Raw genomic sequence first — 23,518 nt, forward strand, 5'->3', positions numbered from 1 at the left:
CAAGATATGCAGATCCTCAATTGGCAAAGTTTAAGCGAAGCTGAGCGTAAGAATGCCCTGAGCCGTTCCCCCCTCGTCGGAGATGGAAGCCTGGAGCAAACAGTAGCGGCGATCGTCAACACGGTCCGAACCTCGAAAGATGCGGCGCTTTTATCTTACAGTCAGGAGTTTGATGGTGTGAGCTTAACTGAGCTTAGATTATCGACAGATAAAATCGACGCTGCCTGCTCTCGTGTCAGTGGGGATATCAAGCTGGCCATCGCGCAAGCCATGGCCAATATCGAATCCTTTCACCTGGCACAAAAATTTGAGCCCATCAGCATTGAGACTCAAGTCGGCATACGTTGCGAGCTAAGATCTGAAGCCATCGAGAAAGTGGGTCTGTATATTCCCGGCGGCACTGCGCCGCTGATATCCACCGTCATGATGCTGGCCCTGCCGGCAAGAATAGCGGGCTGTGAACAGCGGGTTCTGGTCAGCCCACCGCCGATCGACGATGCCATAATTTATGCAGCAAAAGAGTGTGGCATCACTGAGGTTTACCAAGTCGGCGGTGCCCAGGCCATTGCGGCATTAGCCTTTGGCACTGAATCTGTGCCAGCGGTAGATAAGATATTCGGCCCGGGTAATCGCTTCGTCACCGAAGCCAAGAGGCTGGTATCTCAAGACAGTCGTTGTGTGGTGAGTATCGATATGCCGGCAGGTCCGTCGGAAGTATTATTGATTGCCGACAAAGAGGCCAATCCTGAATTTATCGCCGCCGATCTACTGTCTCAGGCCGAACACGGACCCGACTCTCAGGTCATGCTCGTGACCGACAGCGCCACCTTGGCCGATAAGGTCAATGCCGCTATCAATCGTCAACTCGAAGCCCTGCCACGTATGGAGATAGCCCAGCTTGCTCTCGAATCCAGCCGCACCCTGTTAGTTACAGACATGCAGCAAGCAACTCAGGTGTCTAATCTCTATGGGCCCGAGCACCTGATCATTCAGACACAGACGCCCCGTGAACTGTTAACCTCTATTCGCGCTGCGGGCTCAGTGTTCCTCGGTGCTTATACTCCGGAGTCGGTTGGTGATTATGCCAGCGGTACCAATCATGTCTTACCAACCTACGGTTATAGCCGGGCAGTCTCTAGCCTGTCTCTGGCTGATTTCTCGCGCCGCTTCACCGTGCAGGAACTCAGCGCCGAAGGCTTAATGGGACTCGGCGAAACTGTAATGACCTTGGCAGCGGCTGAGCAACTCGATGCCCACAAGAATGCGGTAAAAATCAGATTAGACAGTTTAACCGCGAGAGATACATCATGAGTGAGAATATAAGGGAGAGTAGAAGTACAGGTAAGCTCGCTCAGCGTTTGGCACGTCCCGAGCTATTATCCCTAGAGCCCTATCAGTCTGCGAGGCGTATCGGAGGTCAAGGAGACATCTGGATCAATGCCAACGAGTCCCCTTTTAATAATGCCGCGCTCTCTGGTGTTAAACTAAATGGCATCAACCGTTATCCTGAGTGTCAGCCACCCGAGCTTATCTCAGCCTATAGTGACTACAGCGGCGTGGCTAAAGAGTGCATCATCGCAGGCCGCGGCGCCGATGAGGCCATAGAGCTACTGATTCGGACCTTCTGTACTCCCGGCAAAGATTCCATTGCCTGTTTCGGCCCGACTTATGGCATGTACGCCATCAGTGCCAAGACCTTTAATGTCGGCGTAAATGCGTTAAGCCTGACGGGTGATTATCAGCTGCCACAAGATATCGCCGCTCGAATAGGCAATACCAAGCTGGTGTTTATCTGTAACCCCAACAACCCCACAGGCACGGTTATCGACAAAGCATCGATTGAGCGAGTGATCACTCAGTTGCCCGATACTCTGGTGGTTGTAGATGAAGCCTATATCGAGTTTTGCCCAGACTATAGCGTAGCAGACCTTATCGACAAATATGACAACTTAGTCGTGCTCAGAACCCTATCGAAAGCCTTCGCTTTGGCTGGCGCGCGCTGTGGCTTCATGTTGGCAAGCCCAAGTATCTGCGAGATGGTGATGCGCGTTATTGCCCCTTACCCAGTGCCATTACCCGTGTCTCTACTGGCAACCAGCGCGCTGAGTGAGCAGGGAATTAACACTATGACTGAGCAAGTCACTAGCCTTAAAGCCTGCGGCGCTCGTCTCAGCAATGCCTTACAAGGCTATGGTGCCAAAGTCCTCCCGGCAAACGGCAACTTCGTGTTAGCCCAATTTGATGATATCTCGGCGATACAAGAGATACTGCTTAGCAATGGCATAGTCGCCAGAGCCTATGGCGACCCACGCTTAGCGACTTGTATCCGTTTTAGCTTTAGCAACACAGATGAGACCGATTTTCTAATCAAGCTGTTAGCACCCGTGACAGCATGACCTTAGTCCCTAGTGAACCTAGGTATCTTGGTAAGCTAAATAAAAATAAGTATTAAACAAATTAGATAGACCAGATTTTAATTTAAGGTGGAAAGAGCATGAAACAGAAAATATTATTTATCGACCGTGACGGCACCATCATCGAAGAGCCGGTGACAGACAAGCAGGTCGATAGCCTGGCAAAGCTGGAATTTGAGCCCAAGGTCATCCCTGCTCTTCTTAAACTCCAAGGTGCTGGCTTCCGCTTAGTCATGGTGAGTAATCAAGACGGCCTAGGAACCCCCTCCTTTCCTAAAGATGACTTCGATGCCCCCCAAGATATGATGATGCAGATTTTACAGAGTCAGGGCGTCAAGTTTGATGAAGTGCTTATCTGCCCTCATTTTGATGATGAGAACTGCAGCTGTCGTAAGCCTAAACTTGGCTTGGTCAAAGACTATCTCACCTTAGGTAAAGTCGACTTTACTCAATCTGCCGTCATCGGCGATCGTCATACAGATATGGGTCTGGCCGAGGCCATGGGGATTAAGGGCCTCTTGTACGACCGTGAAAACCTCAACTGGGATGATATCGCAGAGCAACTATTGAGCACGGAACGAATAGCGACTGTGGTGCGCACCACCAAGGAGACTGATATTCATGTGAGCATCGACCTCGACTCACAAACTAAAGGCAAAATAGACACAGGCATAGGTTTTCTCGATCACATGCTGGAACAGATTTCTACCCACGGTAACTTCAAGATGGACGTCAAGGTCGATGGTGATCTCGAGATAGACGATCACCACAGCGTCGAAGACACGGCGCTGGCTATCGGCGATGCCTTAAGGCAAGCCCTTGGCGATAAGCGTGGCATCGCCCGTTTTGGCTTCAGTATTCCCATGGACGAGGCCAGCGCCGAATGTCTGCTGGATCTTTCCGGTCGTCCTTTCATTAAATTCAGCGGTGAGTTTGAGCGCGAGATGGTTGGCGAGATGGCCACCGAAATGGTGCCACACTTCTTCCGTTCATTTGCAGACGGATTGCGTTGCACCTTGCACCTCAAGACTCAGGGAAACAACGATCACCACAAGGTAGAAAGCCTGTTTAAAGTCTTGGGCCGCACCCTTCGACAAGCCGTTAAAGTCGAGGGCGACCTGTTACCCTCCAGTAAAGGTGTGCTATGAGCCAACACACGAATTCAACCGTGATCATAGACACGGGCTGCGCTAACTTAAGCTCGGTTCGTTATGCCTTCGAGCGCCTCACCAAGGATGTGGTCGTGAGTGAGGATCATCAAGTGATCAAGGCCGCCACCCGTGTAGTCCTCCCCGGCGTTGGCACGGCCGGGGCCGCCATGGCGTCCCTTAACAATAAGCAACTGGTCGAGCTAATCCAGAGCCTAGATCAACCTGTGCTCGGCGTTTGCTTAGGCATGCAGATGATGACGGAGAAATCAACAGAGCAAGGCGGGCGCGACGCTAGTGACAAGGCAGTTGATGAAAAAACAGCTTGTGAATGTTTAAGACTCATCCCGACTTCAATCACAGATTTAGATAGCCAGGGCTTGCCCCTGCCCCATATGGGCTGGAATCAAATAAGTCCTTCATCGCATCCTTTATTTAAGGATATACCCGAGGGAAGTTACCTCTATTTTGTTCATAATTATAAGGCGCCACTGAGCGAATTTACTATCGCAACATGTGAATATGGCGAGCGCTTCAGCGCCGCTATCGCCAAAGATAACTTTATGGGGGTGCAGTTCCACCCGGAGAAGAGCGCCGAAGTAGGCTCGCGGATCTTAAGTAATTTTTTAGCTATGAATACCCAGACACTTTACCAGACACCTAACCAAACAAGTTGGCAACTCGATAAGGAGAGCAGAGCATGATCATTCCGGCAATCGATCTTATTGAAGGTAAAGTAGTCCGCCTCTATCAGGGCGATTATAACCAGAAGACCACCTTCGATCTGTCTGCGCTTTCTCAGCTCAAGTCTTATCAAGAGCAAGGGGCCAAATGGCTGCATATCGTCGACCTCACTGGTGCGAAAGATCCCAATACACGCCAGACTGAGCTCATCTCAGAGCTTGTCGCCGGACTCGATGCCAACATCCAAGTGGGCGGTGGCATTCGCTCTGAGGCGCAAGTAGCAGAGCTGTTAGAGATTGGCGTTAAGCGGGTGGTTATCGGCTCCTTAGCGGTAAAAGAAACCGAGTTAGTACAGAGCTGGTTTGAAAAGTATGGACCAGAAGCCATCTGTCTGGCACTGGACGTCAACATTAATGATAGCGGTGAGAAGATAGTGGCGGTATCAGGCTGGCAGAGCGGCGGGGGCAAATCACTGGAATCTTTAGTCGAAGCGTTTAAACCCTACGGACTCAAACATGCCCTGGTGACAGATATTAGCCGCGACGGCACCTTAAAAGGCGCTAATAACGAATTATATCGAGAGATAGCGGCTCGTTATCCAGAAATCAACTGGCAAGCTTCTGGTGGTATCGCCACCTTAGATGATGTGGCCGCCGTACGAGATAGCGGCGCCGACGGCATCATTATAGGCAAGGCCCTCTTGATCGAAAACTTTAACGTTAAGCAAGCCATTGAATGTTGGCCTAACCCTGCTGGAGGCTGCGATGTTAGCTAAAAGCAATATGACCTCGCCGGCTTTTACTTTGCTTTCTATTAATTTTAGCCTTGTGCTAATTTCCCTTGGAGGCAGCGATGTTAGCTAAACGGATTGTCCCCTGTCTGGATGTTAAAGATGGCAAGGTGGTCAAAGGCGTTCAATTCAGGAATCATGAAATTGTCGGTGATATCGTGCCATTGGCCGCTCGGTATGCCGAGGAAGGTGCCGATGAACTGGTCTTTTATGATATCACCGCCAGTGCCCATAGCAGGGTTATCGACAAGTCTTGGGTCAGCCGCGTCGCGGAGCAGATAGATATCCCCTTCTGCGTCGCAGGCGGAATAAGAAGCATAGAGCAGGCTCGCGAGAAACTGGCCTTTGGCGCGGATAAGATCTCAATCAATTCACCCGCCTTGACCGATCCGAGTTTGATTGAACGTTTGCAAGATGAGTTCGGCAGGCAATGTATCGTCATCGGCATAGATTCCTATTACGATGCCGCCAGCGACAGCTATAAGGTGAAACAGTTTACCGGAGATGAAGCCGCCACCAAGGACACTCAGTGGTTCACCCAAGATTGGGTGCAGGAAGTACAAAAACGCGGTTGTGGCGAAATAGTCCTCAATGTGATGAACCAAGATGGTGTACGTCAAGGTTATGACTTAAAACAGCTCTCTATCGTTCGTGAGCTCTGTGATGTACCGCTTATCGCTTCAGGCGGCGCTGGTACCATGGCGCATTTTAAGGACGTATTTGAGATAGCCAAAGTCGATGCAGCGCTGGCGGCCAGCGTATTTCATAAAGGCATCATAGATATTCAAGCACTCAAGCACTATCTAAGCGCTCAACATATCGCCATCAGATACTAACTCGTTATCAATCGGCTCACATATCTTGTTTTAGGCTGTTATTGATATAGCTAGATAGGGTTAAACAGTCGTCTGTAGTAGGAAAAATAATGACACAAATAAACATGAATGAAACATTGGCAAATCAACTGGATTGGGACAAACAAGCAGGCTTGATCCCGGCGGTAGTGCAAAACCATCTCTCTGGCAAGGTGTTGATGCTGGGTTATATGGACCGTGCGGCACTGGAGAAGACTCTGGCCAGCAGACAAGTGACATTTTATAGTCGCTCCAAGCAGCGTCTCTGGACTAAAGGGGAAGAGTCAGGCAACACCCTGGATTTAGTGGCTATCGACAAAGATTGTGATAACGACAGCTTGCTGGTACAGGTTATTCCTAATGGACCCACCTGCCACCTCGAACGTGAGAGCTGCTGGCCCGATGGTCATGCCCACCCTTTTATCGATAATCTGACCAAGCTTATCGCCTCACGTAAGGGAGACGATCCTAAGTCCAGTTACACGGCTCATCTGTTCGAACGTGGCACTAAGCGTATCGCCCAAAAGGTCGGCGAAGAGGGTCTGGAAACCGCCCTCGCCGCGGCCACTCACGACAAGCCAGAATTGGTCGACGAAGCGTCAGACCTCATGTATCACCTGCTGGTCTTGCTCGAAGATCAAGACTTGAGCATGAATGATATCACCAACAACTTGATGCAAAGACACACAGCAGCGACAAAATCTTAAATTAAGTCATAGAAAGAGCGCATTGTGCGCTCTTTTATGAGCTAAAATAACAAGCTAATAGCAAAAATGTAATTTACAAAATTGTCATTTTTCAACGCTATACTGTTTATTTTCCTTTTAGGAGAATAGAATACCAACACAGATAACGGATTAACTGAATTAGTCATGTTTCGCGTCTTTGTCATTTTATTTGTTTTTTTATACTCTTTTTGTGCCCAAGCACAATCACTCACTTACCTTGCCATCTCTTCCCAAGCCGAACCTTTTCAAATCATAGCTCAGCCTAACAAAGGTATAGTGACTGATATTCTGGCTCAGGCAGTACAAAACTTAGATATCACCTTCACCGAGCAAGCTTACCCTTTTATGCGTTACGTGCGAATGATGCATACAGATCATTATCCCTTATGGATAAGTTATGGCTCTCCAGCCTGGCAAGGTGACTCTGAGATAAGTATTCAAAGCCGACATCTCTCCAAGGAGAAGCTGTTTGATGTCACCCATGTTTTAGTCGTGAAAGCCGACAGAGACTTTAATTTTTATTCCATCGAAGCACTTTTTGGTAAAACGGTGATAACCCTAAATGGTTTCAGCTATCCAGGCCTTGATGAGTATGTCGCTACCAGTGAAATAGATACGCTAGCCGTGAGAAGTCATGAAAGCGCCTTAAGAGCCATTGACAATAGTAGAGGAATCGCCTTTATCGCAATGAAAACTCGGGCTTTATATACCATTAGCGAAGCAGGATTAGATCGCGAAAAATTTAAACTTATCGATTTTTCGAGCATAATCCCTCCCTACCCAATTCACCTGTCCTATAGTTCCACAGTGACTGAGAAGACCAAACTGAGTATTGACAAAGCGATTGCTGAATTAAAAGGCTCAGGAAAAGTGGATCAAATAATCAAATTCTATCAGGGAATATAAAATCCTCAGCTCGAAAGCTCAATGGCATGTGCAGCCCGACATACTTAAGGTGTTGCGTATTCGGAAGTCACCTGATACTGGTCGAGTATTTGCTGATAAATACCATTTCGCTTTATTCTGAGTAGGCCCAAATCAAAAGTCAGCCTGAGTAGCTTGGAATTCGGATAGCTTCTGGAGATCATCAGGTGGAACGCGTCACTGCTTTGAGGTTTACTGGCCACCGCATACTTGTCTATCTTATCTGGCGCTGTTTCGCGAATTAAATTCCAACCAACCAGCTCATCAATAAGAGTGAAGTCGATTCTCTGCATCAGCAGCATCTCTATGTTCTGTTTATCCGATGTCACATAATGTGCTGCTATGCCAGCCTGTTTAAAGCTGCTTTCATACCAATAGCCTCTGACACCACCGACTCTGTAGGCCTTAAAGTCGGTTAATGCTTCCCACTCGAATCCATAGGGAAACTTTTCTGTGTTGTAGAAAAATTTTGGAAAAAAAAACAACACAGGTTCAGAGAAATCAAATTCCGACTCTCTGGCGGGGTTCTTTAAATAGGGAAAGGTCGCAAACGCTCTACCGGCCCCCACCGTTTTCTCGCCCCTGACCCAAGGTTGGAATTGAAACTCAACTTTGTGATTCATCTCGAAAAAAGCCGCAGACACGATTTCCGGAAATAGTCCACTGGCTAAACCATAGGTGTTGATCACATAGGGCGCATAAGCGCTGGTCACGAATATAATAGGCTTAGCCGTACTGGTATTGGACGCCTCAGTTACGGTCCCAGCAGTAGCGAATGAAAATGCCGCCCCTAGCGACCAAAGTAGCGCCAATGATAGAATCTGCCCACGCCTATACCAAGAGCCTGCTTTATAAAAAGCAACGCTGAGTTTATCGCTCTGTAGGTAGAACATGCTTGATTTACTTTTCAAGGGTTTAGCCAGCTCCTGATAGTTGATGGGTTAATTTGCATATACGCCATCTATCTATAGTAATAGCAGGGTGAACATAAAAGATGAAGGTAGTGATTAATTTTAGTATCAGGCTTTATAAGCGAAACAGTACTCTGCTTTTTTACGCTGACTTTCAAGTTGTTGTCAGAAGCGGAACAGGACTAAATCTATCATGTTAAGTTTAAATTAAGTTTGACTAACACCTTCTGAACTATCGATATAACCAGAGTAAAGGTTAGCCAATAATTCCAGAAAAAATCAGCCAAAAACAGTCTGTTCTTCTTTTACCATAGTGTTGGCAAATGTAAGTTCTGTTACAATCCACCCGATTATGTACACCTACTACAACCAATAACATAGACCATAATAAATATCCTATGAATCATTCAAACAAAGTTCTAGCAGTTAATGATGATCTGCCTATCCGCACAGATAAGCCAGTTCATTCAGGTAAGGTTCGCAGTGTCTATTGGCTTACGGCTGAGGATAGTGCCCGTCTAATCGAACAGAAAGGTTATGATGTACCTAAAGATACGCCACTGGCTATCATGGTGATCAGCGATCGAATCTCAGCATTCGATTGTATCTGGCAAGGTGAAAATGGCCTCAATGGCGTGCCCGGTAAAGGCGCTGCACTCAATGCCATCTCTAACCATTGGTTTAAGTTATTCAAAGAAAAAGGTTTAGCCGATAGCCATATTCTGGACGTCCCTCACCCATTTGTTTGGATCGTGCAAAAAGCTCAGCCCGTGATGGTTGAAGCGATCGCCAGACAGTTTATTACTGGCTCGATGTGGCGCGCCTATACCAAAGGTGAGCGTGAGTTTTGTGGCATAACACTGCCAGAAGGCCTCGAGAAAGACCAGAAACTTCCTGAGCTGTTAATCACTCCCTCTACCAAAGGTGTGCTTACCGGCCTTGAAGGCGTACCAGAAGCCGATGATGTTAACATTTCACGTGCCGATCTCGAGCGTCATCTAGAAGGCTTTAACTTCCACGCTAAATCGGATATCGACCTGTACGAGAAGCTATTGAAAGAAGGCTTTGCCGTTATCAGTGATGCCCTTGCAGCGCAAGATCAGATCTTCATCGATACCAAGTTCGAATTTGGCTATGTCAAAGGTGCCGATGGCAAGGAGAAGCTTATCTATATGGACGAAGTGGGCACACCTGACAGCTCACGCATCTGGGATGGTCCAGCGCACCGTGAAGGTCATATTATAGAGAAGTCGAAAGAAGGATTCAGACAGTGGCTGCTTAACCACTTCCCGGACCCGGACATACTGCTCAACAAGGAGCGTATGCCTGAGCGTTTCTCACTGGCACAAGAAAACAAGCTACCCACCCAAGTGATGATGGATATCTCCAACACTTACATCGGCATCGCAGAGAAAGTGATCGGTGAGAAGCTTCATATCAGCGAGAATCCTAAGCAAGAGATCATCAATATTCTTCGCAATGATTATCAGCTAATTGCAGACTAAGCTTGGCTTACGCAGTGCTTGGCTCTGGTGCAGTTAAGTGAAGTAAGTAGAGTTGAAAGGTGCTAAAGTGAAATAATGATAAGCCGCAGCTTCATGCAAATGAAACTGCGGTTTTTAACTTTTGAGTTAGCTTATTTGAAGTCTAGGATGACAAGCATCAGCCCTTTACCCACTCATTTCTACACGCCTTAGCGGATCAAAAGCAGCGGAACCGCACTTTTCACTAACACCTCTGTAGTATTACTGCCAACAAAAAATTGCCTTAATTTTGAGTGACCAAAAGCCCCCATAACAATCATGTCCAGCTGTTGCTGTTGCTGATAATTAAGCAGCGCTTCATCGACACGCCCTGAGAGCATTTTTTCACTGACCTTAACCCCAGCTCCTCGCAGCCGCATTGCCGCCTGATCAAAAGCCGTACTCTTACTGCCTGATTCATTCACCATCACCAAATGACACTCAAGCCCTTTAAGTAACGGTGTGTTCATTGCCTTTTCAATCAGTTTCTCACTGGTTGTGCTGCCGTCAAAGGCAATCATGTAAGATCTAGGTGTCACAAATGTTTCGCTGACCACCAAGGTATGTGCTTTTATGGAGCGGACAACGCTTTCAAGTTGCGAACCTATGGTTTTACTGGTGCTATGATCTTCACCCGATTTACCGATCACTAATACCCTTAACTCACATTCTAGGTCGATGAGCGTTTCTAGTAAACTTCCGTGACGTTGCAATGTGCCGATCTCATCGACGCCTCTCGACACCGCTAATGCCTTAGCATCGGTAAGGAGTTGCTTACCATGCTCGAGGGCAACTTTACTGCGCATTTCATCGAGCTCCACTAGCTCATTGAGGAGTTCCTCTTGGCTCCCCAAGCCTATCTGTCCTGACAATTCACTTACCACAGGTCTCGTTGTTTTATCGAGTACATGTAATAAGATAAGAGGCGCCTCAACCTTCTGTGCAACCCAAGCACTGGCTTCACAGGTTGCTAGCGTCAATGTTGAGCCATCAATACACGCGACTATATTTTTCATTTGCCTCATCCTATTAGTGTCCTGCCATTAGTCTTTCAACTTCTTCGGGTTTATCATGTACACCAAATTTATCAACGATCGTACGTGTCGCTTCGTTCATACCAATCAGTGTCACGTCGCTACCTTCCCGGCGAAACTTAATCACCACTTTATCTAATGCAGATACCGCTGTGACATCCCAAAAATGAGCCGTCGATAAGTCAATCGTTACCGACTCCTGTACGGTTTTAAAATCAAATGAATCAATAAATTTATCCGCTGATGCAAAAAAGACTTGGCCAATGACGCGATACTCGCAGTGGTTACTCAGGGCATCGTCATGCCTTACCACCATCATGCGGCTAATTTTATTAGCAAAAAATAGTGATGCAAGCAATACCCCAACAAATACTCCTAGGGCTAAGTTATGAGTGACAACGACCATAACCACAGTGGATAGCATCACGATATTGGTCGACAGAGGGTGTTTTCTCATGTCAGTAATAGAGTGCCAAGAGAACGTTCCTATTGCGACCATAATCATCACAGCTACTAATGCGGCCATCGGGATTTGCTTCAGCCATGGCCCAAGAAACACCACCATTAATAATAAGTACATACCCGCAGCTAAACTCGATAACCGTCCACGCCCGCCAGACTTTATATTAATCATAGATTGACCAATCATGGCGCATCCCGCCATGCCACCGAGAAAGCCGGTGAATACATTGGCAATGCCCTGCCCCTTACATTCTCGATTCTTATCACTACTGGTATCGGTAAGGTCATCGACTATCGTCGCTGTCATCATTGACTCTAATAAGCCAACGAGGGCGAGAGCTGTGGCGTAGGGTAAAACTATCCATAAGGTTGCTAAATTCAAAGGCACATCAGGCCATAAAAATATCGGTAAGGTATCGGGCAAGTCTCCCATATCGCCGACTGTACGCACATCGATATTAAACATGATAGCGAAAATAGTTAATCCAACAATACAAATCAAGGGAGAGGGAATTAACTTGCCGATAATAGGCAGATAAGGAAAGAGATAGATAATACCAAGGCCTGCCACTGTCATGGCATACACATGCCAGGTCACATTGGTCAGTTCGGGTAACTGGGCCATAAAAATGAGTATGGCTAACGCATTAACAAAGCCTGTGACCACCGATCGCGAGACAAATCGCATCAAATTACCTAATTTTAAATACCCGGCTAACACCTGTAATACACCCGTTAATACTGTCGTGGCTAACAGGTATTCTAAACCGTGATCTTTAACTAGAGTAATCATCAACAATGCCATGGCTCCAGTTGCTGCGGAGATCATTCCACTTCGACCCCCAGTAAACGCTATCACCACCGATATACTGAATGAAGCATACAAGCCAACTTTGGGATCGACTCCTGCAATAATTGAAAATGCGATAGCTTCAGGTATTAAGGCTAACGCCACAACCATACCCGCAAGCAGATCGCCACGAATATTAGATAACCAATCTGTTTTAAAGTTTTTTAACATTGAACTCTCAGTTTACGCACGGCAGTTCGCACCAGAGATTAGGCTGACGTGTTATACGTGCTTTTTTGATAAAATTTTGGCGCGGAAAAGATCGTAAAAATTTGATTACGAATTAACAAACGCAAAGAATAAGCATGGCGCTTAGGTTAGCAATGAAAGCTATAGGGGGGCGAAACGTTAAGGCGGCGTAATTAACACGGTGATCAATATCCTCTGCATGAAACGAAACTGTATTCTACGCTCATTAGTTTGTAGATAAAACACCTGTAGACACTTTTCTCGATTTCATCGTATGCAAGCTCACACTAACATAACGCACGGTGAGCTTATGTCCTTATGTCATCAATTCAACAATTCAACAATTCAACAAATTTTATAAAGCAACTAACTACATAATCTCCGGCAATACGCTGTTTGCTACCAGTACAGCCCTGCTTCCTAATTAGTTCATCGATTGCCGAAACTTACCAATTTACATTCATCTGGCTAATTTCATTGACATTACAAACCACATTAGTTGTTAGCAACTTGATAGGGGTTATGCAACTCAGGAAACAACTTAGCTCGGGCGCAAACTGGCGAATATCACACACAATCAGTTTGGTTCTGTTCATGATCATCTTCTTAGGGCAAATTCAGCTAATAAAAATCCAGACAAGCTCGATATTCACATGCGATTAACTCTCTGATAATACTCACTAGTATATTCAAAAGGATTATGAGAATCTTAGCCAATAGATATTTAAGAACCAAGGAAAATCTGTGCAGTTATCGAGTAAAAGAATAACGCTTTCACCATTTGATGAAACGGATAAAGTTCTGTTTATCGAGTTTTTCATGTGCCCCAAGACCATGAAGCATATTTATGCGCCTTTCACTTACGAAGAAGCAGTTGCCGCATTTGAAATTAAGTCTCAGCCTTGGACGATTAAAAGTAATTGTTGGCTATCTTTTAGCATATCAGCACTCGATTCAGGGGAGAAGCTGGGGCACTTAGGCCTCAAAATAACTAACCATGAAGCGAAAATTGCTGAGATCGGTTATATGATCAAGCAAAGCGCTCAAGGGAAGGGATTTGCAGCTGAGGCATTGGATCTGGTTAAAGACTACGGCTTTGACGTTCTGCAATTAAACAAGCTGACGGCGACATGTTCAGCCCACAATACCGGCTCATTTAAACTACTCGAAAAACTGGGTTTTATTCGTGAAGGCTGTTTGCAACAAAATTCCATCATCAACAACAGATACGTGGATGACTATGTCTATGGACTGTGTAAATGATAGTTTGCAGGGGAAAACGCTGGACGTACGCTGATAAAATATTAATTATGATTGTCACAGAAAAACAGCCGTTGAACGAAAACAGAGCGAAGTGACACATATTTCGCTCTGTTTTTATTACACTACTTCTTATCAGATAGGAACATCAATACAGAGGAGCTTCACCTTCGGGACGAGTCTTGAGCACCTTGAGAAACCACATGTACTGCTCTGGGTAAGCCAAGATCACTTGCTCAACCACCTTGTTCAGCGCTAAGGCTTCATTCTCTTTACCCTTCATCTCTTCGGGGTCGATGGCCGGCATCACGGTCAAATCATAACGGCGAGCTTTTTGATCGTAACCTATCTTAACCGGCATCACCTGAGCATTTCCGGCTTGAGCCAGGCGGCCCACTACGGGTAAGGTGGCTTTTACCGTACCAAGGAAAGGGGCAAACACACTTTTATCCGGGCCTAAGTCTTCATCCGGCAGATAAAAAAAGCTGTTGTTATTCTTAAGCTCAGATAACAAGGCGCGTATACCCGCCTCTCGCATGTAGATGTTGCCTCCGAGTGAGCTGCGCATGCGATTGTTGAACCAATTAAATAGGCCATTTCTATGAGGCTTGGCCATGCTGACCATGGGCAGGTCCAGGTTGAGCCTCAATCCCGCATATTCAATCCCCCATACATGGGGCATGACAAAGATCACAGGTTGACCCGCTGCCCTCGCCTGCTCTACATGCTCAAAGCCCATGAGATTGACTCTGCGTCTCAGGTTGGCTGTGGAGCGCACCATAAGTTCTGATTGCGCCAGCAATATCATCACGAAGTTCTCGATATTCTCCTTGAGCAGAGACTCAATCTCTGGTGAAGACTTCTCGGGAAAACAGATAGTCAGATTCGTTCTCGCCACCGAGATAGGCTTTTTAGCTATTTTAGTCACCAATTTTGCCAGTTGCCGTGCAATAGGATCACGTAACCAGGCAGGCATAAGTCCAAACAGGACTAAGATGGCTATACCAACCCAGGTAAAAAAATACTTAGGGTGCAATAATTCGAGTTTAAAACGGCGATCGAAATACTTTGGCTTTCTCGACAAGATACTGGCCTCGAGCTAGAAATAAAAAAGACACATGACTTCATCTTCAAGATGAAAATAGCTAGTTAAACAAAGAGTAAGCACCCATTGTTCAAATAAACACCTAAGAGATGATGAGAATACTAAGAAAAAGAAACAGAAAAAGCCACTCCTTTGAGTGGCCTTGACCTTAAACTAACTCAAGATTATCTCTTAGAGTTAGCTTCTTCTACGCGGCTTTTCAGCTTCTGTCCAGGACGGAAGGTGACGACGCGACGAGCTGAGATAGGGATATCTTCACCTGTCTTCGGGTTTCTTCCCGGTCTTTGATTCTTATCTCTAAGGTCAAAGTTGCCGAAGCCAGATAACTTGACCTGCTCACCACTTTCGAGCGCTTGGCGAATTTCTTCGAAAAACGTCTCAACCATCTCCTTAGCTACACGCTTATTAATTCCAAGCGTTTCAAAAAGATGCTCTGCCATTTCGGCTTTGGTAAGTGCCATACTTTTAATCCCTCAACAATGCGTTGAACTCGGACTTGAGTGCAGAAACCACTGAATCAACCATCTCAGCTATCTCTTTTTCTTCAAGTGTACGAGTGTTGTCTTGTAATGTAAGTGCGATCGCTAGGCTCTTTTTGCCTGACTCAACGCCTTTACCTTGGTATACATCGAATAAGTTTATGCCAACCAACTGATTTTGGCCAACTTTTCTTATCATTTTTACAACATCACCAGCGGAAATATTGTCATCGACTACGATAGCTATATCACGACGATTAGCCGGGAACTTAGATACAGCCTGAGCTTGCGGTAAACTAGCATGTAATAAAGCGTTCAATTCAAGCTCGAAAACAATTGTTTTGCCATTGAGGCCAAACGGCTTTTCTAAGCTCGGGTGAACTGTACCTATGATACCTATTACGCGATCATTTCTTAATATTTCAGCACATTGCCCTGGATGAAGTGCAGGATGAGTTGCTGATCTAAAAGTAAATTCTTCATCGGAAACTGTCAAGCCTATAATTGCTTCAAGATCGCCCTTGAGGTCAAAAAAGTCTGCAGTTTTAGATTCCATTGACCAATGTTCGTCATTCTGATTACCAGAAATTACAGCTCCAATCATGGGCTCTTGACGCACATTTGAATCGGCAGATGTATCTGGCACGAAACGCAGGCCAGTTTCGAACAGACGAACGCGGTTTTGCTGTCGGCTCTGGTTATGGCCGACGGCACCTAGCAGGCCAGTAAATAACGACAGACGCATTGCCGACATCTCGATAGAGATAGGATTAGGCAAGACCATAGCTTCACAGCCCGGATGCACCTTATCTTGAAGCTTAGGATCGACGAAACTGTAGGTAATGGCTTCCTGGAATCCACGAGCCACCAGCATGCTACGCACACGCTTTAAGCTGATATCAGACTCTTTATGGTCAGGCATGCTCAAAGAGCCGACAGGCGCTATGTTAGGTATGTTGTTGTAGCCATAGATACGGGCGACTTCTTCGATCAAGTCTTCTTCGATAGCCATATCGAAACGGTATGTAGCGGTAACCACATTCCATTGCTCAGCAGTAAATTCGACCGCAAACCCCAAACGCTCAAGGATTTCGGTGACTTCAGCGTCTGAGATATGATGACCTAAGATGCGATCTAACTTGCTGCGACGCAAGGTGATCGATACAGGCTTAGGCAGAAGCTCATCAGATTTAGCTTCGATAACCGGTCCGGCTTCGCCGCCACAGATATCGAGAACCAGACGTGTCGCTCTATCCATCACCTTATGCTGCAACTCAGGGTCCACACCTCGCTCGAAACGATGAGATGAATCAGTGTGCAGTCCGAGGCGACGTGTCTTACCTAAGATAGCCAGAGGCGCGAAGAAGGCACATTCAAGCAAGATATCTTGAGTCTCACTGCTCACACCTGAAAATTCGCCACCAAAGACACCTGCAAGCGCCAGAGGCTTCTCTTGGTCACTGATGACTAACATATCCGCTGGAACGGTGATCTCGTTACCATCAAGCAATGTGAGCTTCTCATCGCCTGTTGCCATGCGAACCTGAATGTCACCGCTTAGCTTGGCCAGGTCGAAGGCATGCATAGGCTGGCCAAATTCGATCAAGACATAGTTAGTAATATCGACAATGGGATCGATGGAGCGAATGCCACTGCGACGCAGTTTCTCTTGCATCCATAATGGCGATTGAGCCAGAACGTTCACATTCTTAACCACGCGGCCAAGATAACGAGCACAAGACTCGGGAGCTTGAAGGTCAATCTGAATCGAATCATCGATCGAAGGAACGACTTTTTCCCATGTAGGCTCAGTCACGGCTTGACGGTTTAATACGCCAACCTCACGTGCCAGACCCGACATACCGAGGCAATCGGCGCGGTTTGCTGTAAGATCGACATCGATAATCGCATCTTCCAGACTCAAAAACTCACGGATATCTACGCCTATTGGCGCGTCAGTTGGGAGCTCAAGGATGCCGTCGCTGTCGATATCTATGCCAAGCTCACCGTAGGAGCACAACATACCAAATGAGGGTTCACCGCGAAGCTTAGCCTTTTTGATTTTAAAATTACCCGGCAGCACAGCGCCGACCATGGCAACGGCGACTTTCAGGCCTAGACGACAGTTAGGTGCACCACAAACGATATCGATAAGCTCATCTTGACCGACATTAATTTTGGTTACACGTAGCTTGTCTGCATCCGGGTGTTGACCACATTCGACAACTTCACCGACGATAACGCCAGAAAACTCACCAGCCACGCCTTCGATACCATCGACTTCGAGACCGGCCATGGTGATTTGATGTGACAATTCGTCACGGCTTATGTTTGGGTTAACCCACTCACGGAGCCAGGATTCACTAAATTTCATGCTGTACAGCTCCGTTATTTAAATTGCTTGAGGAAACGTAGGTCATTTTCGAAGAATGAACGTAGATCGTTAACGCCGTAACGCAACATAGACAGACGCTCAACCCCCATGCCGAAAGCAAAGCCAGAGTATTTTTCAGGATCGATGCCGACACTGCGCAGGACATTGGGATGTACCATGCCGCAACCTAGCACTTCTAACCATTTACCGTTTTTACCCATCACATCCACTTCGGCCGATGGCTCAGTGAATGGGAAGTATGAAGGACGGAAACGCACTTCTAAGTCTTCCTCGAAGAAGTTACGCAAAAAGTCGTGCAATATGCCTTTTAACTCGGCAAAGTTCACGTTTTCAGCAACCAACAAACCTTCCACCTGATGGAACATAGGCGTGTGAGTCTGATCGTAATCATTACGGTAGACGCGGCCCGGAGAGATGATGCGTAGAGGCGGCTTCTCATTCTCCATGGTGCGGATCTGCACACCAGATGTTTGAGTACGCAACATGACTTTAGGATTAAAGTAAAAAGTATCGTGATCGGCACGAGCAGGATGATGCTCCGAGATGTTCAGTGCGTCGAAGTTATGGAAATCATCTTCAATTTCAGGCCCCTGCTTAACGCTAAAGCCAAGTTCACCAAAGAAGGTTTCGATACGTTCGATAGTACGCGTTACCGGGTGTAGTCCACCGTTATCGATTGAACGACCGGGCAGAGTCACATCTATACTCTCAGTCGCGAGTTTAGTGGCTAGCTCTGACGCTTTTAAGCCTTCGATACGCTCAGATAATTTCTGCTGAACGGCCTGTTTGGCTTGGTTCACAGCTTGACCGAAAGCGGGTTTCTCAGCCGGGCTCAGTTTACCCATCATCTTCATCATGTCGGTTATTTTACCTTTCTTACCCAGGTATTCGACACGAAGTTCATCGAGGGCTTTAAGATCACTCGCCCCATCGACGGCCAACAAGGCCTGTTCTACGATCTCTGTTAACTGTGACATCATTTCTTCCAGTGCATTTGACCTTTTCATTAAGGCCATTACTTTGTGTTACTGTCTATTTATCTTACGAAAATAGAAAAAGAGACAAATTTTACGTGAGCTCATCGATTTTGACTAGGGCTAATTTACGCTTTTTACCCATAAAACCTAGATATATCCTTCATATCCCCAATATATATCCCTCTGCATCAACAATTAAATACCCAATGCCTGAATAAGACTCGAACTTCTCGCTTCACAAATGTAAAAGAGTTGAGGCTAAACACGCATTTAACCAACAATTCGAACAAACATTAAACGATCAAATCCATGAATACTAAATACACGTTAAGAAATTGGAGAAACATCCGATATACCTGTGTGATGACATTCAGCAACAGAGAAGTGCTATGAAAGAAGTAAAATTTCGTTGGGTAGACCAGTTTCTTATAAAAATGACACTGAAAACTAAATTCGCCATTCTAGCTATTATTCCGATTCTCACCTTAGTAGGTCTTTCTTTTATCCTTTATAGCCAATTTATGCTGCAGATAACACAGAGCCAGCATGATGCCGCCCAGCAACAAACAAGAGCCATCGACGAAATAGTGACACTCAGTGCTCAATATATCCCTCAGGAGCAACAAGCCGAATATCTAGGCCAACTGACACGACTACAGCTGGTTATCAATAAGCAGAATTTATCTCGGGATCAAGCTAAGGCGGCCAATCAAGGTGGTGGCATCGTCAGCGATAATTATCAGACTCAAGCCATAGGTTCCATGGGTCGAGACGGTGTTGTCGCTGTCGTGACAGTGAGTGATCTCAAGCGTGTTATGGATGGATCTTGGGGCTATGTCATAACCAGCTTATTGACACTCATCTTAATCATCATTATCTCCAACTATTACATTGCCTCTTTCGTCGGTGGTGCCCTCTACACGAATGTGATGGCGCTTAAGAGAGCGGCAGATGGTGATCTTACCGCCAGACTCAACTTCTTCGAGGTCAAAGATGAGTTCAGTATATTAGCGATCAGTATAGATACCTTGGTCGAGCGCCAACATAATTTAGTGACTGAGCTTAGTCAGGCCAGCATGCAAATCCGTCAAGTGGTGCAATCATTTCGTCAAAATGCTCAGGAAGGTCAATCTCTGGCCTCTAATCAGAGACAGCATCTCGACTCACTGGCAACGGCCATGGAAGAGATGACGGCAGCAGTTAAAGAGGTGGCGCGTAATGCCGAGCAGTCATCTATTGAGACCCAAGAGGCTAATGCTCAGGTTGATGCAGGCTCAAAGGATATTGCCACTACCGTTAACGCCATCGAGATGCTATCAGATGAGATAGGTGAAGCCTCCACGGCAGTGAATACCCTAAATGAAAATGCGGCAAAAATTGACGCCGTGGTTACCACGATTAATTCTATTTCTGAACAAACTAACCTGCTCGCACTCAACGCTGCTATCGAAGCCGCTCGTGCTGGTGAGCAAGGTCGTGGATTTGCAGTTGTCGCCGATGAAGTCCGAACCTTAGCGGGTCGAACTCAAGATGCGACTGTCGAGATAAAATCGATGATCGAGGCACTGCAGACGGGATCACAAGACTTGACTCAAGTGATGAAGCGCACCGTAGACAAGGCAAACGAAGGTAAGAAACACGTTCTCGATACGGGTGATGACTTAAAAGCCATTGCCGAACACAGTGGCCGCGTATATGAGATGAGTGTACTCATCGCCACATCCGCCGATGAGCAATCGGCAGTGGCAAATGAGATCGCGACAAACTTGATGGAGATCCGCAACCAATCCCATAACGTTGAACAATCGGCTAATGACTCGGTATCGGGTTGTGATGAATTGCATGCTACTGCGGAGCAGTTAGATCAATTGCTGGTAGGACTCAAAATTTAATGACTCAAGAGTTATGCTCGGGTAGGTAATTTAAATAATAGAATAAAAGGCCCTATGCTTAACGCACAGGGCCTTTTAATGCTTCTAATCAGTCAAGCTAGCCCTCGACCTGATTTAAACTTGGTGGTTTTTAATTTATGGTAGAATTCAATCATCAATGATGATGAGAGTAAAAAGGAAGTATGCCTAAATGGGAAATAATGGACCCGATGACCAGCGCTCTTTCAATACACATTGGCTGAACAGCTTGCCCTTTAAGTTTTCTATTATTCAGTTTTGTATCGTAGGCCTGATCATCGCGTCGAGTATCTGGCTTATTCTATCCATAGAGAAGAAGCACCATCAGGAGACCCAACTGTCCTTGAGCCAGAATTTAGGCTTGGCCATAGTCGCTCAACTGCAGCAAACCACATCAAAAATTGAAGCCCTCGCCGCCTCTATGGCCTCTATAGGCGTCACTTACGCACATTCTCCATCTCAACTACAGCAGATAGTCCCAGCCCTCCTCGATACCGATGGGCAAAAATCCCTGATCGCGGGGGGGGGAATATGGCCCGAGCCCGGTGCTTTCGATTCATCTAAATTGCGTAACAGTTACTTCTGGGCCCGTAATGAGCAAAATAAATTTGAGCTAGTCTACGGATATAATAATGCCAATGGATCGGGTTACCATTCAGAAATCTGGTACAAACCGACGCGTTTTTATCCTGTCGGCACCACTTACTGGTCCGATGCCTATATCGATCCTTATACTGATGAAACCATGATCACCGCTTCGGTCCCCATGTGGTTAGAACATCAATTTATCGGGGTATCTACTGTCGATCTGGCGCTTTCATCACTAAAATCCTTTTTTAATAAACTAGAGCTGCACCAAGGTTACTTGTTCGCACTCGATAGTAACAACAACCTCTTGGCTCATCCCTATGATTCTGAAGAGCAAGACTCAAGTAAACCATCCCCTTACTTGAGTTATCCGTTCGAGAAATTCACCCAAGATCATCCTGCATACGCCTCGATTCTGACTGAGGTAGAGAAAATTGATGCGCAATTCCTAAAGCAAGCGGGGACGAGCAGTACCTATGATAAAACCCAACTCGATACTCTGTTAAATACCCTGGATGCATCTAAACGAGACAGGCTCTCGGCGCTTATCAATGCCAATGCCAGGGGAATATCGCCAAACTCTGAACGAACCACTAGCTTCGTCTTAGACCAAGACCCTCTGCTCAAGGAGCCTGTATTGGTTTCAGTGTTTCACATGCCAAGAACCTACTGGAAAATAATCTTAGTAACGCCCTTGAGTGAAGTGGGTAATAAAGAGCATGCCATTGCGGCAAAAATTGGTATTTTTTTGCTCTTAACTCAATTGATTGCCCTTGTAGTGCTGTTTATATTCCAGCATAGATTATTTATCAAGCCCATCTCCAAGATGGTCGAGTCTCTGCAAGAGGGCAACATAGCGAAATTAGAGCTAACCGCCAATCAACGTAAAGATGAAATAGGCAAGCTAGCCAAGGCATTTACAAAAAGAAATCAACAACTTGAAATAGCCTATGCCAGTTTAGATGCCGGTAACCTAGCGCTGGAACAGCAACTCGCGATGCAAAAACACGCACAAATTCAATTGAGCAAACATAAAAATCAACTCAATGACCTGCTCAATTCATCACAAAACCTCATCTGCATCAAGAACACAGAAGGCTTTTATACCTTAGTGAATGATAGGTTCTGTGAAGTGTTAGGCCTTGAACGTGACAAGGTGATCGGGGCTAAAGACAGGGATCTTTTTCCTGCCCACATCGCCGAGATCATTGCCAGACATGACAAGATCATCGCCAGCACAGAAACCCCACAAAGTTTTGAGCAACCCATACCAACCAATCAAGGTGAGATCACTTACCTGATCACTAAATATCCCATTCAGGATAATGAAGGAAATATTTTTGCTTTGGGCGCCATGGCGTTCGATATCAGTCATATAAAGGCAGTTAACCAGGAGTTGACCGGCCAGGTTGAACAACTCAATCAAGACTTAGTTCACCGGGAGATGCAGGTGCAGCAGCTCAAGATGACGCTACGCCGGGTTGAGCTGTCGAGCATCAGCATAGAAAAACACCAGCAACAATCGCTACAACTGCAACATATCGGGGCTCAGAACCATAAGTTGATGCCCCAACTGATCACAGACATCTTACGAGAACAACTTAAGGAACATGAACTGATCTTCACTAAGCTGCGTCAGGACAGTCCGTTACAACGGGGGGATGAGCTGTTGGAGCTTATGCGCCTTGTCACAGAGCAAACCGATAAGCTTCGTCACCTGCTCTACCTGGTTGTGCCCCAGAGCGAAGAAATCAAGTCGGTGCACATCAAACAGTTTGTGGAACACCTGTTGGCCGTGTTAGCCCCACAATTCGATGTATACAAGGTGAAGGCTAGCCTGGAATGTTCTGAGCAATTGGCCTTACAAGTCTCGCCCTGGTCACTGTTACTGCTGTTTTATAAACTGTTACAGAACACCTTATCCCATGGCTTCACCATGGACACAGATCAGAATGAGATCGCGATCTCAGTGCATAAAGACGGCCAACAGCTAGTGATATGCATCAGGGATAATGGCGTAGGTGTCGAACCTTCACATCTGGAAGAGATAAATAAGCAGATTAAAGAACACACGAGTACAGGCACCCTGGCAGAGTTAGCCCTCTGGCTGAAAATCGAATTTGGAGGAGAGTTAAGTCTTAGCTCTGAACTGTCCAAATACACAGAAATAAGGTGTTTACTCACCATTCCTGATGGCAGTGACTAAAGGCAATACCTAGAAAAAGAGCCTAGGAACAATGCCTAGAGACAAAGTTGAATGAACTAGATGACCCGACTTGAAAACAACACGAAT

General features: G+C 46.2%; 19 protein-coding genes. 12 read left to right on the top strand and 7 right to left on the bottom strand.

All coding sequences use genetic code 11. The features are described 5' to 3' along the window. The first annotated feature begins 6 nt into the window (after positions 1 to 6). The 8 genes from hisD (at position 7) to FS373_RS17200 (ending at position 7,524) form a co-directional block, all read left to right on the top strand. Positions 7 to 1,311: a histidinol dehydrogenase gene (gene hisD / locus FS373_RS17165; RefSeq protein WP_144046821.1), complete on the top strand. Its 1,305-nt coding sequence runs from the start codon at positions 7 to 9 to the stop codon at positions 1,309 to 1,311. Continuing rightward, the gene (gene hisC, locus FS373_RS17170; RefSeq protein WP_152829943.1) at positions 1,308 to 2,396 is read left to right on the top strand and encodes a histidinol-phosphate transaminase; all 1,089 of its coding nucleotides are present in this window, start codon (positions 1,308 to 1,310) and stop codon (positions 2,394 to 2,396) included. Before hisD ends, hisC begins: the two co-directional genes overlap by 4 nt. Positions 2,397 to 2,494: 98 nt before the next feature. Further along, positions 2,495 to 3,562, top strand: a complete 1,068-nt coding sequence (hisB, locus tag FS373_RS17175) for a bifunctional histidinol-phosphatase/imidazoleglycerol-phosphate dehydratase HisB (RefSeq protein ID WP_152829944.1) — start codon at positions 2,495 to 2,497, stop codon at positions 3,560 to 3,562. Continuing rightward, positions 3,559 to 4,266 carry an imidazole glycerol phosphate synthase subunit HisH gene (gene hisH / locus FS373_RS17180; protein WP_144046823.1) on the top strand — a complete coding sequence of 236 codons (708 nt, stop codon included), beginning with the start codon at positions 3,559 to 3,561 and terminating at the stop codon, positions 4,264 to 4,266. Before hisB ends, hisH begins: the two co-directional genes overlap by 4 nt. Further along, positions 4,263 to 5,021, top strand: coding sequence for a 1-(5-phosphoribosyl)-5-[(5-phosphoribosylamino)methylideneamino]imidazole-4-carboxamide isomerase (hisA, locus tag FS373_RS17185; RefSeq protein WP_152829945.1), 759 nt, complete (start codon positions 4,263 to 4,265; stop codon positions 5,019 to 5,021). Before hisH ends, hisA begins: the two co-directional genes overlap by 4 nt. A gap of 77 nt (positions 5,022 to 5,098) precedes the next feature. Further along, positions 5,099 to 5,872, top strand: coding sequence for an imidazole glycerol phosphate synthase subunit HisF (hisF, locus tag FS373_RS17190; RefSeq protein WP_152829946.1), 774 nt, complete (start codon positions 5,099 to 5,101; stop codon positions 5,870 to 5,872). Positions 5,873 to 5,961: 89 nt separating this feature from the next. Then, positions 5,962 to 6,597, top strand: coding sequence for a bifunctional phosphoribosyl-AMP cyclohydrolase/phosphoribosyl-ATP diphosphatase HisIE (gene hisIE, locus FS373_RS17195; protein ID WP_152829947.1), 636 nt, complete (start codon positions 5,962 to 5,964; stop codon positions 6,595 to 6,597). A 165-nt stretch (positions 6,598 to 6,762) separates the two neighbouring features. Beyond that, positions 6,763 to 7,524, top strand: coding sequence for a hypothetical protein (locus FS373_RS17200; protein WP_152829948.1), 762 nt, complete (start codon positions 6,763 to 6,765; stop codon positions 7,522 to 7,524). A gap of 44 nt (positions 7,525 to 7,568) precedes the next feature. Here the strand turns inward: FS373_RS17200 and FS373_RS17205 are convergent, their stop codons facing one another. Then, complete coding sequence (locus FS373_RS17205) at positions 7,569 to 8,453, bottom strand: substrate-binding periplasmic protein (protein WP_227992910.1); 885 nt, start codon at positions 8,451 to 8,453, stop codon at positions 7,569 to 7,571. A gap of 398 nt (positions 8,454 to 8,851) precedes the next feature. Between FS373_RS17205 and FS373_RS17210 the strand changes: the two genes are divergently transcribed. Beyond that, positions 8,852 to 9,958, top strand: a complete 1,107-nt coding sequence (locus tag FS373_RS17210; protein WP_152829949.1) for a phosphoribosylaminoimidazolesuccinocarboxamide synthase — start codon at positions 8,852 to 8,854, stop codon at positions 9,956 to 9,958. 188 nt (positions 9,959 to 10,146) lie between these two features. On the opposite strand, the gene FS373_RS17215 is transcribed toward FS373_RS17210, so the two are convergent. Then, the gene (locus FS373_RS17215; RefSeq protein ID WP_144046829.1) at positions 10,147 to 10,992 is read right to left on the bottom strand and encodes a universal stress protein; all 846 of its coding nucleotides are present in this window, start codon (positions 10,990 to 10,992) and stop codon (positions 10,147 to 10,149) included. Between the two features lie 13 nt (positions 10,993 to 11,005). Further along, positions 11,006 to 12,493, bottom strand: a complete 1,488-nt coding sequence (locus tag FS373_RS17220) for a SulP family inorganic anion transporter (RefSeq protein ID WP_144046830.1) — start codon at positions 12,491 to 12,493, stop codon at positions 11,006 to 11,008. 762 nt (positions 12,494 to 13,255) lie between these two features. On the opposite strand from FS373_RS17220, the gene FS373_RS17225 reads away from it, so the two are divergent. Then, the gene (locus FS373_RS17225) at positions 13,256 to 13,774 is read left to right on the top strand and encodes a GNAT family N-acetyltransferase (protein ID WP_144046831.1); all 519 of its coding nucleotides are present in this window, start codon (positions 13,256 to 13,258) and stop codon (positions 13,772 to 13,774) included. Positions 13,775 to 13,919: 145 nt separating this feature from the next. Here the strand turns inward: FS373_RS17225 and lpxM are convergent, their stop codons facing one another. The 4 genes from lpxM to pheS form a co-directional block, all read right to left on the bottom strand. After that, entirely contained in the window at positions 13,920 to 14,855 is a 936-nt protein-coding gene (lpxM, locus tag FS373_RS17230) for a lauroyl-Kdo(2)-lipid IV(A) myristoyltransferase (RefSeq protein WP_144046832.1), read from the bottom strand. 185 nt (positions 14,856 to 15,040) lie between these two features. Further along, positions 15,041 to 15,337, bottom strand: coding sequence for an integration host factor subunit alpha (gene ihfA, locus FS373_RS17235; protein ID WP_013051789.1), 297 nt, complete (start codon positions 15,335 to 15,337; stop codon positions 15,041 to 15,043). A 4-nt stretch (positions 15,338 to 15,341) separates the two neighbouring features. Beyond that, the gene (pheT, locus tag FS373_RS17240; RefSeq protein ID WP_144046833.1) at positions 15,342 to 17,729 is read right to left on the bottom strand and encodes a phenylalanine--tRNA ligase subunit beta; all 2,388 of its coding nucleotides are present in this window, start codon (positions 17,727 to 17,729) and stop codon (positions 15,342 to 15,344) included. 14 nt (positions 17,730 to 17,743) lie between these two features. After that, positions 17,744 to 18,727 (bottom strand): phenylalanine--tRNA ligase subunit alpha, encoded by a 984-nt coding sequence (pheS, locus tag FS373_RS17245; RefSeq protein WP_144048997.1) that lies wholly within the window; start codon positions 18,725 to 18,727, stop codon positions 17,744 to 17,746. A gap of 389 nt (positions 18,728 to 19,116) precedes the next feature. Here pheS and FS373_RS17250 point away from each other — a divergent pair, with 389 nt between their 5' ends. After that, positions 19,117 to 20,619 carry a methyl-accepting chemotaxis protein gene (locus FS373_RS17250; protein WP_144046834.1) on the top strand — a complete coding sequence of 501 codons (1,503 nt, stop codon included), beginning with the start codon at positions 19,117 to 19,119 and terminating at the stop codon, positions 20,617 to 20,619. 190 nt (positions 20,620 to 20,809) lie between these two features. Beyond that, positions 20,810 to 23,431 (top strand): PAS domain-containing protein, encoded by a 2,622-nt coding sequence (locus FS373_RS17255; protein ID WP_152829950.1) that lies wholly within the window; start codon positions 20,810 to 20,812, stop codon positions 23,429 to 23,431. The last annotated feature ends 87 nt before the right edge of the window (positions 23,432 to 23,518 follow it).

The sequence above is a fragment of the Shewanella sp. YLB-07 genome (assembly GCF_009377275.1).

What these genes read in the sequence shown, in the direction of transcription:
- hisD (WP_144046821.1), top strand. Translation starts at nt 7, where the DNA reads ATGCAGATCCTCAATTGGCAAAGTTTAAGCGAAGCTGAGCGTAAGAAT.
- hisC (WP_152829943.1), top strand. Translation starts at nt 1,308, where the DNA reads ATGAGTGAGAATATAAGGGAGAGTAGAAGTACAGGTAAGCTCGCTCAG.
- hisB (WP_152829944.1), top strand. Translation starts at nt 2,495, where the DNA reads ATGAAACAGAAAATATTATTTATCGACCGTGACGGCACCATCATCGAA.
- hisH (WP_144046823.1), top strand. Translation starts at nt 3,559, where the DNA reads ATGAGCCAACACACGAATTCAACCGTGATCATAGACACGGGCTGCGCT.
- hisA (WP_152829945.1), top strand. Translation starts at nt 4,263, where the DNA reads ATGATCATTCCGGCAATCGATCTTATTGAAGGTAAAGTAGTCCGCCTC.
- hisF (WP_152829946.1), top strand. Translation starts at nt 5,099, where the DNA reads ATGTTAGCTAAACGGATTGTCCCCTGTCTGGATGTTAAAGATGGCAAG.
- hisIE (WP_152829947.1), top strand. Translation starts at nt 5,962, where the DNA reads ATGACACAAATAAACATGAATGAAACATTGGCAAATCAACTGGATTGG.
- FS373_RS17200 (WP_152829948.1), top strand. Translation starts at nt 6,763, where the DNA reads ATGTTTCGCGTCTTTGTCATTTTATTTGTTTTTTTATACTCTTTTTGT.
- FS373_RS17210 (WP_152829949.1), top strand. Translation starts at nt 8,852, where the DNA reads ATGAATCATTCAAACAAAGTTCTAGCAGTTAATGATGATCTGCCTATC.
- FS373_RS17215 (WP_144046829.1), bottom strand. Translation starts at nt 10,992, where the DNA reads ATGAAAAATATAGTCGCGTGTATTGATGGCTCAACATTGACGCTAGCA.
- FS373_RS17220 (WP_144046830.1), bottom strand. Translation starts at nt 12,493, where the DNA reads ATGTTAAAAAACTTTAAAACAGATTGGTTATCTAATATTCGTGGCGAT.
- ihfA (WP_013051789.1), bottom strand. Translation starts at nt 15,337, where the DNA reads ATGGCACTTACCAAAGCCGAAATGGCAGAGCATCTTTTTGAAACGCTT.
- pheT (WP_144046833.1), bottom strand. Translation starts at nt 17,729, where the DNA reads ATGAAATTTAGTGAATCCTGGCTCCGTGAGTGGGTTAACCCAAACATA.
- pheS (WP_144048997.1), bottom strand. Translation starts at nt 18,727, where the DNA reads ATGTCACAGTTAACAGAGATCGTAGAACAGGCCTTGTTGGCCGTCGAT.
- FS373_RS17250 (WP_144046834.1), top strand. Translation starts at nt 19,117, where the DNA reads ATGAAAGAAGTAAAATTTCGTTGGGTAGACCAGTTTCTTATAAAAATG.
- FS373_RS17255 (WP_152829950.1), top strand. Translation starts at nt 20,810, where the DNA reads ATGGGAAATAATGGACCCGATGACCAGCGCTCTTTCAATACACATTGG.